This is a genomic window from Pantoea sp. C8B4 (assembly GCF_051336905.1).
Classification (GTDB): Bacteria; Pseudomonadota; Gammaproteobacteria; order Enterobacterales; family Enterobacteriaceae; genus Pantoea; species Pantoea rwandensis_B.
In genome coordinates, this window is sequence record NZ_JBGMNK010000007.1 from 71,256 (window position 1) to 88,353 (window position 17,098).

A 17,098-nucleotide genomic window follows, 5' to 3' on the forward strand; every position below is an offset into this window, starting at 1 on the left:
TATCCATTGTTGTTTCCGCACTGCGGGATAGCCTGTCAAACATCACAACATCAGAAAGCGCGCTGGTAAGGGATGATGCCCTGACGCAGCATTTCATTGGTGCCTAAGCCATAGTTAGAACTCAGACCACGTAGCTCAATGTTGAATGAGATTTGGTTGTCGTACTTACTGTCGTTGTTTTCCCAGCCGTTGATCTTGCGCTCGTAACCCAGACGAATGGCGTAGCAGCACGAGCTGTACTGCAGGCCTACCAGTTGTTCAGCCGGACGACTGTTGCGGGTATCGTAGTAATAACCGCCGACCAGTGACCAGGCATCAGCAATTGGCCAGCTCGCGGTCGCACCGACTTGTGAAATCCCTTTTTCGTAAATTTTGCGATAATTAGGATCGGTAACCAGTGTTGAGCCGCTGAGTGCCTGAGCGACATACTCAGGGCTGCTATAGCGGTAGCTCAACTGCACCATGCGATCGGTATCCTGTCGGTACTCCAGAATGGCATTACCCTGAGATACATTGTCCAGGCGTGTGTCATATTGAATGCCACCGCGTGCGCCCCAGCGATCGCTGATTTTCCAATAGGTGTCACCAGCCCATACCAGGCTGCCGGTGTCATCATCATCATTTGTCTGGTTTACGCCGGTACGAGACGGGGTAAACGAGTAGATTTGACCCACAGAAACGTTAAAACGTTCAACCAGATCGTTATCATAAATTCGCGTAGTGACACCGGTTGAGAGTTCGTTAGCCGATGCGATGCGATCCAGGCCGCTATAAGTACGATCGCGGAACAGTCCGGTGTAGTCGGTTTGCAGCAATGTCGAATCGTATGGGTAGATATTGCTCTGGTTGCGATAAGGGATATAGAGATACTGAACACGCGGTTCCAGCGTTTGCGTGTAACCCGGTTCCCAATCCATATCGCGGTCAAACACTAAACGCCCATCCACTTTGAACTGAGGCATGGTTCGGTTGACTGAACTTTTCAACTGTCCGCTGGCACTGTCTGCATCAACATTACTGTTGTAGTTTTCGATGCCAGTCTGTTCATAGTGAGTTGCCAGGAGTTTAGCTTCGGTGTCCAGACTTGCCCAGCCGTTGGAAAGTGGCAAGCTCAAGGTCGGTTCGATATGTAACCGTGTTGCCTCTGGCATACGGCTATTTACGTTGGTGAATTTCACCGCCTGCGCATAAACACGCCCATCAAACGGTCCCATATCGTTCTGATAAAAATTCAGATCGAGTTGAGGCATCGCACGATAAACATTGGTGGTATCTGTCGTACCAAATACCTGGAAATCTTTGGTCGACAGTGTGGCGTCCCAATTAGTATCAGCATAACCGAAGCTAAATTTCTGAGTCGCGTAGCCATCCGTTGAGCTGTAGTACTTCGAATCAAGGTCGTTGAAGTAGTACGGATCGCTGACCTTGGTATAGTTGGCATTAAAGCGCCAGTGCTGCTCATACACCCCAGCATGCTGCCAGTAGAATAACCAGCGATTAGAGCTGGCATCTTGAGAGATGCCACGCACCGCTTTGTCGTTATCGAACTGCTTATCGGACGGCAGATAATCCAGTTCCATCAAACCGGAACCAAATACGGTCAGATAGCGGAATTCGTTCTGCAATTGCAGACCACGTTTGCTCATGTAATGCGGCGTAATCGTGGCATCTGCCTGTGGCGCGATGTTCCAGTAATACGGCAGCATAAATTCGAAGCCGTTGTTACTACCGTACTTGGCATTCGGGATCAGGAAACCGGAGCGACGGCGATCGCCAATCGGTAACTGCATATAAGGGCTGTAAAACACCGGCACATTGCCGAGTTTAAAGCGTGCGTTCCATATCTCCGCCACTTCTTCCTGGCGGTCCTGGATCACTTCGGAACCGACGACGCTCCAGCTGTTGGAACCCGGCAAACAGGAGGTAAAGCTGCCATTTTCCAGAATGGTATAACGGTTATTGCCGCGCAGTTTCATCTGATCGGCGACGCCACGGCCCTGACGGCCCACCATCTGGTAATCACCGTTCCACACGTTGGTGTCTTTGGTGTTCAGATTGGACCACGCTTTCGGACCTTTCAGGATGACCTGGTTGTCGTCATAGTGCACATTACCCAGCGCATCCACGGTGCGCACTGGCGTTGTCTGTCCATCCTGCTGACGCTGATGCAGTTGCATTTCATCGGCACGTAAGCGGCTATTGCCCTGCTGCACATCAACATTGCCCGTGAATACCGCGTCATTCGGGTAGTTACCCTTGGCCGAATCAGAGTTGATGGTGACAGGCAGCGAATTGGTGTCGCCGCTGACCAGCGGACGGTTGTAGCTCGGCACGCCCAGCATACATTGCGACATCAGATCGTCGGCGAATGACTGCTGACTGTAGAGCGCTGCACCAATCATGGTTGCCAGCAGGGTAGGTATCTGTTTTTTCATACGCGGTTCGGGATTTCCATGAGAACGGGCATCATGCCGACAATCGGCTCAGAGACTAACTTACTGCCCGGCGTTGTGCCAGTGTTAATCCTTGTCTGATCGCGTTGCTGTTAGGCACTGAAGTAAATGAAAGGTATGATAATGCAATTTTCAGCCGCAAGCATGGCGAATTGAGGAGTTTATGCGCTACTGGGGAAAAGTTATTGGTCTGGCTCTCGGCTTACTTTCCGGAGCAGGCTTCTGGGGCATTGTACTGGGTCTGATCATTGGTCATATGTTTGACAAAGTGCGCAGCGTAAAAGGACAGGGCTATTTCGCCAATAATCAGGCGCGACAGACGCTGTTTTTCAGTACCACTTTTCAGGTGATGGGTCATTTGACCAAGTCAAAAGGGCGCGTCACCGAGGCAGATATCCAGATTGCTTCCTTATTTATGGATCGTATGCAATTGCATGGCGATGCCCGCACGGCAGCGCAGCGCGCTTTCCGCGAAGGGAAGCAAAGTGACTATCCGCTGCGTAATAAGTTGCGTGAACTGCGCAGTGCCTGCTTTGGCCGTTTTGATCTGATTCGGATGTTTCTGGAAATTCAGATTCAGGCGGCATTTGCTGACGGTTCGCTGCATCCCAATGAACGCCAGGTGCTGTATGTGATCGCGGAAGAGCTGGGCATTTCGCGGGCACAGTTCGATCAGTTCCTGCGCATGATGGAAGGTGGGCAACAATTTGGCGGCGGTGGCTCCTCATATGGCGGTGCTTATCAACAGGCGAAACGCGGACCGACGCTGGATGATGCCTGTAGTGTGCTGGGGGTAAAAAGCAGTGACGACAGCACCACGATTAAGCGAGCCTACCGCAAGCTGATGAGTGAGCACCATCCAGACAAACTGGTGGCGAAAGGGTTACCGCCAGAAATGATGGAGATGGCGAAGCAGAAGGCGCAGGAGATTCAGGCGGCTTACGATTTGATTCGTAAGGAGAAAGGATTTAAATAGCCTGGAACGTTAAGATTGAATTTGAAAGGGCCGTCATGACTGACGGCCCTTTTTTATGACCTGCAGATTAAAAATCTGCTGGCTGCTTAAACGTCATGCTATTGCCAAACGCCGGATGGGTAATGGTTAATGACTCCGCGTGCAGTTGCAGACGCGGCGCCATTGCCAGCGCTTCTTCATGAGCATAAAAGCGGTCGCCCAAAATCGGGTGACCCAGCGCCAGTAAATGCACGCGCAGCTGATGCGAGCGCCCGGTAATCGGCTTGAGCAGCACTCGCGCGCTGTGGCTGGCTTCGTACTCCAGCACCTGATATTCCGTCTGCGCCGCTTTGCCGTTCTCGAAGCACACCATTTGCTTCGGGCGATTGGGCCAGTCGCAAATCAGCGGCAGATCGATCAATCCTTCTTCCGCGGCTGGATGACCCCAAACGCGCGCCACATAGTACTTTGACGGCTCACGCTCGCGGAACTGCCGCTTCAACTCGCGCTCTGCGGCTTTATTCAGTGCCACCACGATCACCCCGCTGGTCGCCATATCCAGTCGATGCACCGATTCCGCCTGGGGGAAATCACGTTGAATACGCGTCATCACGCTATCTTTGTGCTCCTCCAGCCGGCCCGGCACCGACAACAACCCGCTTGGCTTGTTGACCACCATAATGTGCTCGTCCTGATACAGAATATGTAGCCAGGGTTCGAGCGGCGGATTGTAGGCTTCCATCAACATGTCGTAGTGGCCTTCAGCAATTATTGGTGCGTAACAACGATCAGACGCAGCGCGTCCAGACGCCAGCCCGCATCACCGAGGCTTGCCAGCACCTGTTCGCGATTGCTTTCCAGCGCTTCAACTTCATCATCGCGGATGTTGGGGTTGACCGCTCGCAGCGCTTCAAGACGTGACAGCTCGGCACTCAGCTTCTCATCCGCCTCGACTTTCGCCGCTGCGATGATCGCCTGTGCTTCCGGAATCACCACTTTTTCGGCCTGCGTCAGAATCTCGTGCACTTCCTGCTGCACTGCGTTAACCAGTTTGCTACCGGTATGGCGATTCACGGCATTTAACTGGCGGTTAAAGCTTTCAAACTCCACTTTGCCTGCCAGGTTGTTGCCCGCACGATCCATCAGCAAACGCACCGGCGTTGGCGGCAGGAAGCGAGTGAGTTGCAGGCTTTTCGGTGCCTGCGCTTCAACCACATAGACCATCTCAACCAGCAGCGTACCCACCGGCAGCGCTTTGTTTTTCAACAGTGATAATGCACAGCTGCCGGTATCGCCGGACAGGATCAAATCGAGACCATTACGGATCAGCGGATGTTCCCAGGTGATGAATTGGGTGTCTTCACGCGACAGCGCCTGGTTACGGTTGAAGGTCACGGTGCAGCCGTCTTCCGGCAAACCTGGGAAATCCGGCACCAGCATATGATCGGATGGCGTCAGCACGATCAGGCTGTCACTGCGATCTTCCTGATTGATACCGACGATATCGAACAGATTCAGTGCGAAGTTGACCAGGTCAGTGTCGTTATCCTGTTCACCAATCGCATTCGCCAGCGCTTGTGCCGCTTCGCCGCCGTTGGAGTTCAGCTCAAGCAAACGGTCACGACCCTGTTCCAGCTGTGATTTCAGCGTGTCGTGTTGTTTGCGGCTTTCTGCAATGAACTCATCCAGCCCTTGCGGATTCTCTGGCGCGGCAAGGTATTCAATCAGCTTGCTGTATTCGCTGTCATAAATGGTGCGGCCAGTCGGGCAGGTATGTTCAAACGCATCCAGGCCTTCGTGATACCAGCGCAGCAGCACCGCCTGGGCGGTTTTTTCCAGCCACGGCACCAGAATCTGGATGTCGTGCATCTGGCCGATACGGTCGAGACGACCAATACGCTGTTCCAGCAGGTCCGGGTTAAACGGCAGGTCGAACATCACCAGGCGGCTGGCGAACTGGAAGTTGCGGCCTTCAGAACCGATCTCCGAGCACAGCAGCACCTGCGCACCTTCTTCTTCTGAAGCGAAAAATGCCGCAGCACGGTCACGCTCCAGAATGGATAATCCTTCGTGGAACACCGCGGCACGAATACCTTCACGCTCACGCAGCACCTGTTCCAGTTGCAGCGCAGTGGCGGCCTGAGCGCAAATCACCAGCACTTTCTCTTTACGGTTGCTGGTCAGGTAACCCATCAGCCACTCTACGCGCGGGTCGAAGTTCCACCAGGTACCGCTATCACCTTCAAATTCCTGATAAATCTTTTCCGGATACAGCATGTCACGTGCGCGTTCTTCTGCGCTCTTGCGCGTGCCCATAATACCGGAAACTTTAATCGCGGTTTGATACTGCGCGGGCAGTGGCAAACGAATCTGGTGCAGCTCGCGTTTCGGGAAGCCCTTCACGCCGTTACGGGTGTTACGGAACAGCACGCGGCTGGTGCCGTGGCGATCCATCAACATCGAGACCAGCTCTTTGCGCGCATCTTCTTTGCCTTCACGATCGCTGTTCGCCACTTGCAGCAGCGGCTCGATGTCCTGCTCGCCGATCAGGTCATTGATCAGGTTCATCTCTTCTTTGGTGATTGCCTGATCGGCCAGCAATGAGCTGACGGCATCAGCCACCGGACGATAATTCTGCTGCTCAGCCACAAACTGGCTGAAGTCGTGGAAGCGGTTTGGATCGAGCAGACGTAAACGGGCAAAGTGACTTTCCAGGCCCAGCTGTTCCGGCGTTGCCGTCAGCAGCAATACGCCAGGCGTTTTTTCCGCCAGCTGTTCAATTACCTGATATTCACGGCTGGGTGCCTCTTCGCTCCAGGCCAGATGGTGAGCTTCATCGACCACCAGTAAATCCCAGTCGGCATCAGCCAGTAATTCCAAACGCTGCTTATTGCGACGCACGAAGTCTAGCGAGCAGATAATTAACTGCTCGGTTTCGAAGGCGTTATCGCTGTCATGCTGGGCTTCGGTGTAGCGGTCGTCATCAAACAGGGCAAAGCGCAGGTTGAAGCGGCGCAACATCTCTACCAGCCACTGGTGCTGCAGCGTTTCCGGCACCACGATCAGTACGCGATCGGCACGACCGGCCAGCAGCTGTTGCTGAATGATCATCCCGGCTTCAATAGTTTTACCCAGGCCCACTTCATCCGCCAGCAACACGCGTGGCGCATGACGACGGCCGACATCATGGGCGATATGCAGCTGATGCGGAATCAGGTTGGTGCGCATGCCACGCAGACCGCTGATCGGCAGGCGATACTGCTCGCTCTGGTATTTACGCGCACGGAAGCGCAGGGAGAAACGGTCCATACGGTCGAGCTGACCGGCGAACAGGCGATCCTGAGGCTTACTGAACACCAGTTTGCTGTCCAGCATCACTTCGCGCATCACCACGCCGCTTTCTTCGGTGTCGAGACGCGTGCCGATGTAAGTCATTAATTCGTTATCGTTGCGGACTTCATCGACGCTCATCTGCCAACCTTCGTGGTTGGTGATGGTGTCGCCCGGATTGAAAATCACACGGGTGACGGGAGCATCATTACGGGCATACAGGCGGTTTTCGCCGGTTGCCGGGAACATCATGGTGATCATGCGCGTATCGATCGCCACCACCGTTCCTAATCCCAGTTCACTTTCCGTATCACTAATCCAGCGCTGACCCAGTGTAAAAACCATATATTTTTAGCTCGACTCTCTGACATGCCATAAAGAAGTTCACCTGCACTCAGGCAATACAACACCGCCAAACAAGAGTTTGGTCAGGGTGTCTATGCGGTGAGAAACAGGAAGGGCGCTATGGTACTGGATGGCAGGGCATTCGTCACCTGTCAAAAAAGCCCCAGCTGCCCGGTGATAAGTGTAGCAAAGTCATCGCCAACGAAAGGTAAAATTCCATCTGCCACCGGTTGTAACTGCCTGGTGACGTAGTGATCGTAGTCGAGCGGCGTGGTACGTGCTTCCAGCGGTTCCGGGCCAGCGGTCGCCATCACATAGCGTATGGACCCACCATTTTGGTGCTGCAGCGGACGCTGTAATTTCCGATTTTGCTCATCGGCGAGGCGCGCGGCGCGCACATGGGGTGGCACGTTTTTTTCGTAATCTTTTAACGGGCGGCGCAGACGCTTTTTATAGACCAGTAATTCGTCCAGTTCGCCTGCCAGCAACTGGGCCACGGTCTCGCGGATATAATCCTGCCACGGTTCGCCACGGAAAATTCGGCCATACAGATTTTGCTGGAACTGCTGCGCCAGTTGCGTCCAGTCGGTGCGCACCGACTCCAGCCCTTTAAACACCAACCGCTCTGTTCCGTCGCTGCGAATCATCCCGGCGTAACGCTTTTTACTGCCCTGCTCGGCACCGCGAATGGTCGGCATTAGGAAGCGACTGAAATGGGTTTCGTACTCTAATTCCAGTGCGCTCTCTAGCCCGTAAGTCTGCTGCAGATGTTGCTGCCACCACGCATTGACCTGTTTAGCCAGACGATGCCCAATGGCGGCGGCCTCCGCCTCGCTGTACGCGCCTTTGAGCCAGACAAAGGTCGAGTCGGTGTCGCCATAAATCACATCAAACCCTTCGGCCTCAATCAGCTCGCGTGTTTGCTGCATGATGGCGTGGCCACGCAGGGTAATAGAAGACGCAAGACGTGGATCAAAGAAGCGACAGGCGCTGGTGCCAAGCACGCCGTAAAAGGCATTCATGATGATTTTCAGCGCCTGTGACAAAGGTTGATTGCCGTCGCGTTTCGCTGCTTCACGGCCTTGCCAAATCTGCTCCACAATCGCTGGCAGGCAATGGGTTTGGCGTGAGAAGCGCGCATGACGGAAGCCGGGCACGGAATCGGCATCGTCTGGATGCGCCAGCCCCTCCACCAGACCGACGGGATCGATCAGGAAGGTGCGAATAATGGAGGGATAAAGGCTTTTGTAATCGAGCACCAGCACCGAATCGTACAGGCCGGGCCGTGAGTCCATCACATAACCGCCGGGGCTGGCTTCGGGGGCGACTTCACCGAGGTTAGGTGCCACGAATCCAGCGCGATGCATGCGTGGAATATAAAGATGACCAAACGCCGCCACCGAACCGCCGTGACGATCGACCGCCAGGCCGTTCACCGTGGCGCGCTCCAGCAAAAATGGCATGATGGCGGTGTGCTGGAAAATGCGCGTCACCAGCTCGCAATCTTTCAGGTTGTACTTCGCCAGCGCGGGTTTGTCATGGGCAAAGCGCCAGTTGATCTCTTCCATGCGCTGCCACGGGTTGTCGATGTCTTTTCCTTCGCCGAGGAGCTGGCGTGACACCGCCTCAAGACTGAAAGAGGGAAAATCCCAGAACGCGGATTTCAGCGCTTCAATGCCATCGATCACTAATCGTCCTGTGGCTTGTGCGAAGAATACCCCAGGTTTAAAACCGTGCTCACGCCACTCCAGTGCCTGATTTTGGCGACCTAAACGCAGCGGAATGCCGTAACGATCAGCGTGTTTCTGCAAGACGCGAAGATCGAACTGCACCACGCTCCAGCCGATGATCACATCAGGATCGTGGCGAGCGAACCAGGCATTGAGCTGCTCCAGCAACTGCGGGCGGCTATCCACATAGATGAGATCGAAATCGAGCGTGCTGGCATCGCCATTGGGCGGACCCAGCATGTAAACCTGGCGCTGACCGCAGCCCTCCAGCCCGATGCAATACAGCTCACCGTGTTCCGTGGTTTCAATATCTAGCGAAACCCATCTTAGCTGCGGGCGATAATCTGGATGCGGTTTCAGACGAGCATTGACCACGCTATCGCCGCGCACCTCGCCGCTAAACCACACCGGTGCGGTGATAAAACGCTCCATCAAATAGCGCTCTGGCGGGCGGATATCGGCTTCATACAGCGCGATGCCATTTTCCCGCAGCCGCTTTTCAAGGTTTTGCAGCTGGCGGTGGCTGCGGCAATAAAGACCAAACACCGGACGACGGCGGAAATCTTTCAGTTTGAGCGATTGCACACGGGTATGCCGCTCGCCTCGGATCAACGTTTCGGTTTGCTGGCGGAATTCTTCTGGAATGAAAGCCACGGACTCCTGTGCCGGTAGCACCAGCCGCTGTGGACCCTCATCAGTCGCCAGCCACAGCACCACTTCGCTGCCGATTGGGGTATCTCGCCAGTGGCGGGTAAGCAGAAAACCTGCACGCGGTTCGGTCACGTTAACTCCGGGAAATGAATTGCCTGAAGTATATCATGGATGTTTATACAGTGCCTGTGTGTGGCGATAGTGTCAGCACTCTGTCAACATCGTTCTACAATTCTTGCCTTGACGGTTCGGCGCTGGCTCCGGACAATCCAGCCTCTATATTCCGCAGAGGATAGTTATGGAAGCCTGGATTCAACATCTGTTTTCGCAATCGCTGGAGTACGCGCTGATGGCCGTGGCGCTGGTGACCTTCCTTGAGTCGCTGGCGTTCGTGGGATTGCTGTTGCCAGGAACCGTATTAATGGCCAGCCTTGGGGCGCTGGTGGGCAGCGGACAGATTGGCCTTTATCCTGCCTGGGCGGCGGGTTTTGCCGGTTGCCTGATTGGCGACTGGGTCTCGTATGGCATCGGCTGGAAGTTTCAGGGGCCATTACACCGCTGGAAATATCTGAAAAAGTATCAGGGGCTGCTGGATAAAACCGAGCACGCGCTGCATGAACACAGCATGTTTACGATTTTGGTGGGGCGCTTCGTCGGCCCGACGCGGCCGTTGATTCCATTGGCAGCGGGCATGCTGGAGCTGCCAGTGCGCAAATTCCTGCCGCCCAATTTGATTGGCTGTATTCTCTGGCCGCCGGCTTATCTGATGCCGGGTATCCTCGCCGGTGTGGCGATTGATGTGCCGCAGGCCGCGCAAGGCGGCAATTTTAAGTGGCTGCTGTTGCTGGTGGCGTTGCTGGTGTGGATGGGTTGCTGGCTGATGTGGCGCTGGTGGCGCAGTGGCAAAACCACTGACTGGGCAACGAAATATCTGCCGCAGGCGCGCTTGCGCTGGCTGGCACCGCTGGCCGCTGTTATCGGCGTGGCCGCGTTTATCGCCATTCAGTATCACCCGATGATGCCCATCTTCCGCCATCTGTTGTGGAAGGTGTTCTTCGCTTAAGGCCTTTTCACGCCAAGGATGGCAGCCGCTTCACTCTCTCCACTGATTAAGCTCGCCGTGCTGCCATCCCAGTAAATCCGACCATCAACCACCACCAGACTACGCGGCGCAATTTGCTGAGCGTCTTCCAGGCTATGCGACACCATCAGCAAAGTAATGATGCGGCTTTCGCACACCGAACGCACCAGTTGCAGCATCTCACCGCGCAGCGCCGGATCGAGCGCAGAGAAGGGTTCATCCAGTAGCAGGATTGGCCGATCGCGCAACAGGCAGCGTGCTAAGGCCACACGCTGGCGTTGACCACCAGAAAGCTCCGCGGGCAAGCGGTTCAGCATCTCCGCTAATCCGGTCTGCTCAGCGATGGTGGCCAGTTGTTGTTGCTGTTCCCGCGTCAATTTCAAGCCCGGATGCAAACCTAACCCCATATTTTGCTGCACTGTCAGGTGCGGGAAGAGATTGTTCTCCTGGAATAGCATTGACACTGGTCGTGCAGAGGGCACGCTGCGCGTGTGATCGACGCCATTCATCATCAGGCTTCCCTGGCTCACTGGCAAAAAACCACCGATCAGACTGAGCAAGGTGCTTTTGCCTGCGCCGCTGGGACCAAGGATTGCCAAACGTTCACCCGCCTGGGCTTCAAAACGGAAGCGCATTGGCAGATGCTGGTAAAGGTAAGTGAGGTTATTCAGTGTCAGCATGGCGACCCGGCAGTTTTTCCATCAGGGTAAAGAGTAACAGGCACAGTAGTAACAGCAGCAGTGCCGTCACGGCACCGTCTGCGCCGCGGTAAGCGCCAATTTGCTGGAACAGATAGAATGGCAGCGTACGGAAATCGGCGCTGCCAAACAGTGCCACCACGCCGAAATCACCAATCGACAGTACGCAGGCAAACGCCAGCGCTTGCGCAATGGGCCGCTTCAGCGCGCGCAGTTCAATCAGTTTCAGGCGATGAATACCAGCAATGCCCAGTGAGGCGCAGAGCGGGCTGTAGCGAGCGCTGATATCGCGCATCGGGTTCTCCAGCACTTTCATCGCATAGGGGATGGCAATCAGCGCATTGGTGAAGATCACTAAGCCATCGGCACGCTGCGGCAGGCCGATGGTGGCGTTGAACAGCAGGAAAAAGCCGCTGGCCAGCACGATGCCTGGCATCGCCAGAATCAGCATGCCGCTCAGTTCCATCGCCTGTGCCGCCATATTGCGCTGGCGCTGCCGTAGCTCACGGCTGCTCCATAGCAACATCATCGTCAGTACCACGCACAGCAATCCGGCGCCGAGGGCGATGTGCAGTGAGGTGAAGGTCGCTTGCCATAACGCGGGTTGTTGCAGCGCACCTGCAACACCACCGCGCAAGCCATCAACGATCACCGCAGCGAGCGGCGGCAGTAACAGCAGTAGCGCACAGACAATCAGTAGCGTGTCGCCGATCCGGGCATGCCAGCAATCCTGGGGATCACGCCAGCCTCGAATATTTTGGCTGCCGGTGGGGATGGCTTTGCTGAAGCGCTGGCTTAACAGCACCAGCAGCAGACAACAGCCAAGCTGTAACAGTGCCAGCAGGGCTGCACGGCTGGGATCGTAATCAAAACTCAGCGCCTGGTAGATGGCCAGTTCCAGCGTGGTGGCGCGCGGTCCACCGCCTAGTGCCAGCACGGTGGCAAAGCTGGCGAAGCACAGCATAAAAATCAGTGCGGCGGTGGGCAGAATCTGGCGTCGCAGCCATGGCCACTCGACGAAACGAAACTGGTTCCACCCGCGCAGGCCAAGCTGGGCGGCTAACTGACGCTGCTCGCCGGGAATACTTTCCAGCGCCTGCAACAGCATGCGGGTAGCGAGCGGCAGATTGAAGAACACGTGTGCCAGCAGAATGCCCTGCAGGCCATAGGGTGAGAAGTGGTAGTCGAGTCCTGCTAAGGCGCAGAGTTGTGCCAGCCAGCCGCTGCGACCGTAGACACTGAGCAAGCCAAATACCGCAACCAAAACCGGCAAGACCAGCGTCATGGCGCACAGACGCAGCAGCAGCGTGCGCCCTGGAAAGCGACGGCGATACAGCGCGCGTGCCAGCAGAATTGATGGCAGCACCGAGAACAATGCGGACAGCAGCGCCTGCTCAAACGAAAACGCCAGCACGTGATGCAGATAGCTGTCAGTGAGCAAGGCGCGCCAGTCAGTGACGGGCGCGGCCAGCGTTAAGGCACCAAACGCCAGCAGTGCCACTGCGCACAATAGCAGCGCAACGGCACTTCCAGGAATTAACCAGGCTGGCATTAACGGCTAACGGCTTGTTGCCAGGTGCGAATCCAGTCAGCGCGATGATCGGCCACTTCGGCTGAGCGATATTGCAGCGCATTCGCCGGAACGGTCAGCGACTGATAACCGGCAGGCAGATCGCTTTTGATCACCGGATACATCCAGTTGCCAGTCGGAATGGTCTGCTGGAAGGCTGGCGACACCATAAATTGCATAAACTGCTGCGCCAGTTTCGGCTGTTTGCTGCTAGCGAGCTGTGCAGCCACTTCCACTTGCAGATAATGGCCTTCGCTAAACGGCGCAGCGGCGTAGTTATCTTTCTTCTCTTCAATGATGTGATAAGCGGGAGAGGTGGTGTAACTCAGCACCAAATCGCCTTCGCCTTTCAGGAACAGGCCATAGGCTTCGCTCCAGCCCTTAGTGACGGTGACCGTTTTCTGTGCCAGCTTCTGCCAGGCGTCAGGTGATTTATCGCCATACACTTTTTGCATCCACAGCAGCAGGCCTAATCCCGGCGTGCTGGTGCGCGGATCTTCATAGATCACACGCCACTTTTCCGGGCTTTCGACCAGTTCTTTCAGGCTTTTCGGTGGGTTCTTCAGCTTGTTTTTATCGTAGACGAAGGCGAAGTAGCCGTAATCGAACGGAACGAAGGTGTCGTTATGCCAGCTATCAGGCAGTTGCAATTTACTGGTGTCGACGGTGCTTTTCGCGAACAGGCCGGTTTTTTCGGCGGCTTGCACGAGGTTGTTATCGAGGCCCAGCACCACATCGGCTTTGCTGTTTTTGCCTTCCATCCGCACGCGGTTGAGCAGCGACACGCCATCTTCCAGCGCCACATAGTTCAGTTCGCAGCCGCACTCGGCTTCAAAGGCTTTTTTGACGGCAGGGCCGGGGCCCCAATCTGCAGAGAACGAGTCGTAGGTGTAAACAGTAAGAACAGGCTTGGCAGCTAACACAGGGGCAGAGACCAACAGCAACACGGGCAAGACTTTGTTTAACACTTTGCGCTCCTTGAGGAGAAGATAAGGTTGAGTCGCAAAGGATCTGAGTTATCGCTCATCTCAAATCCCTACGCCGGTATGAGCCGGATCAGGTTCGACGGGTTTCTCTCAGCCCAAAACCAGGGCACCCCGTTGAGAACGGCTTATTTTAGACACTTCTGTGACAGCGCGAAAGTGTCACAGCTCCGGTGGCGCAAACCAGGCCGATTTAAAGTCAAACCAGCCGAGCGTGTTGAGCCGCACACCGCGCATACTGCGCTGGCCTTCCAGCAGTAACCAGTGATGGAAGAGCGGATGAACAAAGTCGCTGTTCACCAACTGTTTGCTCCACTCGGCCAGCGGCAAGGCTTTCTGTCGCCACTGTTGTGCATCTGCGTGCCAGTCAATCGGAACGCAGTGATGCATGAGCGGCAATTCGTAGAGCTGCGCAAACAGTGCGTAGTCGAGCGGCAGAGTGAAGTTGACGCTGCCGAGCCAGATGTCACTCTCTCCTTCACCTTCGAACCATGCTTCATAACTCAGCTCGCGCGTAATCAGTTCGACACCCTGTTCAGCCAGCAACGGGCGCAGGGCGTTAGCAATCCCTTCATGCTCAACATGATGGCTGTACCAGCTGATGGTCAGTTGCGTTAGCCCATCAGGCTTTTCGGCCGGGGTGAGATCGCGGCGATGGTGCCAGCGCGGTAAGAAACCGTATGCCGGGAACCAGTAGCGCTGATAGCCCACACCCGCATGGTTGAGCAGGGCAATCGGATTGAGTAGATAGCTCACCCAGCGGCGGAAATGGGTATCCTTACCACGCTCTGAGCGCTGGTCGAACAGCAGGAAATAGCAGCCTTCTTCCAGACGGCTCTCTTCGGACTTCTCATCGGCGGTTTCCCCCTGCAGCTTCACGCCGGCATACACCAGCTCGTCGCTGATTTCCGGCAGCACCCAAATCGACACGTCATCAATCAGCGCGCGATAGCCAAAATAGTCATCAAAGGCAGCAATTTTCAGCTGCGTCTGCTGGTTGCGTACCACACTGTAGGGGCCGGTGCCGATGGGTTGACGGGCAAAATGGCGCAACGTCGGCCACTCACGCGGCAGGATCATGGCGCTGACGCTGGCCAGCAGCCAGGGCAGCCAGTCATCAGGCTGCGTCAGATGAATATCCAGTGTCCAGGGCGCGGGAGAGTGCAGTTTATCGATATGTGAGAACAGCGGCTGACTGCGTACACGTTCCAGTGAGGCGATGATGTCTTCCATCTCCAGTTCGCGGCCGTGGTGGAAGCGAATCGCGGGTCGTAAAAAGAAACGCCAGTGGAGCGGGGATGTTTGTTGCCAGTGGTGGGCGATATCCGCTTCGATTTCCCCCTTTTCCTCATTTATTCGCGTCAGGCCGTTAAAGATTTGTCGCGCCAGATGGGTTTCCGAACGACGCAGCGGCGAGCCAGGCAGCAGATTGGGCAGCGGGCGGTAATAGAGCACGCGCAGGATATGCTTGCCCTGGCGGAAACTACGCCCGAGATGGGCCGCAATCATCTGCCGCACCTGATTCTTATCGCCCACCAGTTGCACCAACTGTTCGATGCGGTCCTGCTCCAGTAAATCTTCCGCGCGCTGTTGTTGCAGTGCTAAGCCGGTGTAATTGAAGCTCAGACTAGAACGTTTGCCGCGCCCGGCTTCTGCCTGCCAAATCAGCCAGCCCGCATCCTGCATGGCATTTAGCAGATTGCGCATATGGCGTCGCGAACAGTGCAGCCGTTCAGCCAGATCGCTTAAGGTGGTTTCCTGGTCCACTCCCTGGCAGCTTTGCCATAGGCGGATGAACTGCTGTTGCAGTCGCGCAGAGGACATAAAAGGGGAACTCCTTCTCAGAATCGCTCAGTTTTTCCTGCCCCATATTAGAGGCATACTGCCAGGTAATGGAAGAGCGGGAGGCATTCAGCAGTGAATGGCGCTCTGCCAGCGGTTCCGCCGACGTGGAGCCTTTTCTGAGTAGGGTGCATTTCACCGCCAGCAGCGTTTTCTCTGCTGGCTTTTTTCGTTTTGCTGTGAAATCTTCTACCCTCTTTGTCTTAGCCTCATTTCTCCGCAAAGGGATTTCTGCATGAAATCGCTGTTAACGCGCCAGCGTCGTCTCAACCCGGTTTATCTCTCTTTTATGGCGGTGTCGTTTATGACCGGCGTCGCCGGTGCTCTACAGGCGCCCACGCTCAGTTTATTTTTGACGCGCGAAGTGCAGGTGCGACCGTTTTGGGTTGGGCTGTTTTTTACCATTAACGCGATTGCCGGGATCGTGATTAGCCTCCTAATGGCGAAGCGTTCGGACAATCGTGGCGATCGTCGCAATCTGATTCTATTTTGCTGCCTGATGGCGATACTGAATGCGCTGCTGTTTGCCTTTAATCGTCATTACCTGACGCTGATCAGCGTGGGGGTGTTGCTATCGGCACTGGCCAGCGTGGCAATACCGCAGATATTTGCGCTGGCACGGGAATATGCCGATCAGTCGGCGCGTGAAGTGGTGATGTTCAGTTCGGTGATGCGTGCGCAATTGTCGCTGGCGTGGGTCATTGGCCCGCCGCTGTCGTTCGCCTTAGCCCTCAATTATGGCTTCGTGACGCTGTTCTGCGTAGCGGCGGCGATCTTCCTGCTCAGTATGCTGTTGATTTGGCGTACTCTGCCATCGGTACCGCGCGTGGCCGCGACGCCAGAGCAGGTATTGACCCAGCTCAGCCCGTGGAAAGATAGCCAGGTGCGGATGCTGTTTATCGCCTCCGTGGTGATGTGGGCGTGCAACACCATGTATATCATCGACATGCCGCTGTATATCAGCTCAACGCTGGGGCTGCCGGAAAAGTTGGCGGGATTATTGATGGGGACGGCGGCAGGGCTGGAGATTCCTATCATGCTGCTGGCTGGGCACTATGCCAAACGCTTTGGTAAGCGCAAGTTGGTGCTGTTAGCGCTAGTGGCGGCGATCCTGTTCTATCTCGGACTGGTGTTGTTCCAGTCGCGCACGGCATTGATGGTGCTGCAGCTGTTCAACGCGGCGTTTATCGGCATCGTCGCCGGGATTGGCATGTTGTGGTTTCAGGATCTCATGCCGGGACGCGCGGGCGCGGCGACCACGATGTTTACCACCTCGATATCGACCGGTTTGATTATTGCGGGATTGATACAGGGCACGCTGAGCGAGCGCTTTGGCCATGAGTCGGTGTATTGGCTGGCATTAGCGATGGCGGTTGTGGCGCTGGGGCTGGCGTCGCGCGTGCGTGATGCCCAATAAATAAAAAGTCGCCAACAAAGGCGACTTGATAGACATTCAGGGC

Annotated in this window: 11 protein-coding genes and 1 riboswitch; of the genes, 3 read left to right on the forward strand and 8 right to left on the reverse strand. The window is 55.6% G+C overall.

Translation table 11 applies throughout. The features are described from left to right. Nucleotides 1–50: 50 nt before the first annotated feature. Nucleotides 51–2,435, reverse strand: coding sequence for an LPS assembly protein LptD (lptD, locus tag ACCW76_RS10845; RefSeq protein WP_436338527.1), 2,385 nt, complete (start codon nt 2,433–2,435; stop codon nt 51–53). 181 nt (nt 2,436–2,616) lie between these two features. Here lptD and djlA point away from each other — a divergent pair, with 181 nt between their 5' ends. After that, a complete protein-coding gene (gene djlA / locus ACCW76_RS10850; RefSeq protein ID WP_034826068.1) occupies nt 2,617–3,429 on the forward strand; it encodes a co-chaperone DjlA in 813 nt (270 codons plus the stop codon). A gap of 67 nt (nt 3,430–3,496) precedes the next feature. On the opposite strand, the gene rluA is transcribed toward djlA, so the two are convergent. From rluA to polB, 3 genes are all read right to left on the reverse strand, one after another. After that, entirely contained in the window at nt 3,497–4,156 is a 660-nt protein-coding gene (gene rluA, locus ACCW76_RS10855; protein ID WP_045816732.1) for a bifunctional tRNA pseudouridine(32) synthase/23S rRNA pseudouridine(746) synthase RluA, read from the reverse strand. A 20-nt stretch (nt 4,157–4,176) separates the two neighbouring features. Beyond that, the gene (gene rapA, locus ACCW76_RS10860) at nt 4,177–7,083 is read right to left on the reverse strand and encodes an RNA polymerase-associated protein RapA (RefSeq protein WP_200537418.1); all 2,907 of its coding nucleotides are present in this window, start codon (nt 7,081–7,083) and stop codon (nt 4,177–4,179) included. Between the two features lie 152 nt (nt 7,084–7,235). After that, nucleotides 7,236–9,596 (reverse strand): DNA polymerase II, encoded by a 2,361-nt coding sequence (polB, locus tag ACCW76_RS10865; protein ID WP_436338528.1) that lies wholly within the window; start codon nt 9,594–9,596, stop codon nt 7,236–7,238. A gap of 166 nt (nt 9,597–9,762) precedes the next feature. Between polB and ACCW76_RS10870 the strand changes: the two genes are divergently transcribed. Beyond that, nucleotides 9,763–10,527: a DedA family protein gene (locus ACCW76_RS10870; RefSeq protein ID WP_200537420.1), complete on the forward strand. Its 765-nt coding sequence runs from the start codon at nt 9,763–9,765 to the stop codon at nt 10,525–10,527. Here the strand turns inward: ACCW76_RS10870 and thiQ are convergent. The 4 genes from thiQ to sgrR form a co-directional block, all read right to left on the reverse strand. Continuing rightward, the gene (gene thiQ, locus ACCW76_RS10875) at nt 10,524–11,225 is read right to left on the reverse strand and encodes a thiamine ABC transporter ATP-binding protein ThiQ (RefSeq protein WP_436338529.1); all 702 of its coding nucleotides are present in this window, start codon (nt 11,223–11,225) and stop codon (nt 10,524–10,526) included. The two genes, ACCW76_RS10870 and thiQ, sit on opposite strands and share 4 nt — an antisense overlap. Further along, the gene (gene thiP, locus ACCW76_RS10880; protein WP_436338530.1) at nt 11,209–12,795 is read right to left on the reverse strand and encodes a thiamine/thiamine pyrophosphate ABC transporter permease ThiP; all 1,587 of its coding nucleotides are present in this window, start codon (nt 12,793–12,795) and stop codon (nt 11,209–11,211) included. Before thiP ends, thiQ begins: the two co-directional genes overlap by 17 nt. Further along, nucleotides 12,795–13,781 carry a thiamine ABC transporter substrate binding subunit gene (thiB, locus tag ACCW76_RS10885; RefSeq protein ID WP_436338531.1) on the reverse strand — a complete coding sequence of 329 codons (987 nt, stop codon included), beginning with the start codon at nt 13,779–13,781 and terminating at the stop codon, nt 12,795–12,797. The genes thiP and thiB overlap by 1 nt, the downstream gene beginning before the upstream one ends. 47 nt (nt 13,782–13,828) lie before the next feature. Continuing rightward, nucleotides 13,829–13,923: riboswitch (TPP riboswitch) on the reverse strand. Between the two features lie 35 nt (nt 13,924–13,958). Continuing rightward, nucleotides 13,959–15,620 (reverse strand): HTH-type transcriptional regulator SgrR, encoded by a 1,662-nt coding sequence (sgrR, locus tag ACCW76_RS10890; RefSeq protein WP_436338532.1) that lies wholly within the window; start codon nt 15,618–15,620, stop codon nt 13,959–13,961. A gap of 253 nt (nt 15,621–15,873) precedes the next feature. Between sgrR and ACCW76_RS10895 the strand changes: the two genes are divergently transcribed. Further along, nucleotides 15,874–17,055, forward strand: a complete 1,182-nt coding sequence (locus ACCW76_RS10895) for an MFS transporter (RefSeq protein ID WP_436338533.1) — start codon at nt 15,874–15,876, stop codon at nt 17,053–17,055. Nucleotides 17,056–17,098: the final 43 nt, after the last annotated feature.

What these genes read in the sequence shown, in the direction of transcription:
- lptD (WP_436338527.1), bottom strand. Translation starts at nt 2,435, where the DNA reads ATGAAAAAACAGATACCTACCCTGCTGGCAACCATGATTGGTGCAGCG.
- djlA (WP_034826068.1), top strand. Translation starts at nt 2,617, where the DNA reads ATGCGCTACTGGGGAAAAGTTATTGGTCTGGCTCTCGGCTTACTTTCC.
- rluA (WP_045816732.1), bottom strand. Translation starts at nt 4,156, where the DNA reads ATGTTGATGGAAGCCTACAATCCGCCGCTCGAACCCTGGCTACATATT.
- rapA (WP_200537418.1), bottom strand. Translation starts at nt 7,083, where the DNA reads ATGGTTTTTACACTGGGTCAGCGCTGGATTAGTGATACGGAAAGTGAA.
- ACCW76_RS10870 (WP_200537420.1), top strand. Translation starts at nt 9,763, where the DNA reads ATGGAAGCCTGGATTCAACATCTGTTTTCGCAATCGCTGGAGTACGCG.
- thiQ (WP_436338529.1), bottom strand. Translation starts at nt 11,225, where the DNA reads ATGCTGACACTGAATAACCTCACTTACCTTTACCAGCATCTGCCAATG.
- thiP (WP_436338530.1), bottom strand. Translation starts at nt 12,795, where the DNA reads ATGCCAGCCTGGTTAATTCCTGGAAGTGCCGTTGCGCTGCTATTGTGC.
- sgrR (WP_436338532.1), bottom strand. Translation starts at nt 15,620, where the DNA reads ATGTCCTCTGCGCGACTGCAACAGCAGTTCATCCGCCTATGGCAAAGC.
- ACCW76_RS10895 (WP_436338533.1), top strand. Translation starts at nt 15,874, where the DNA reads ATGAAATCGCTGTTAACGCGCCAGCGTCGTCTCAACCCGGTTTATCTC.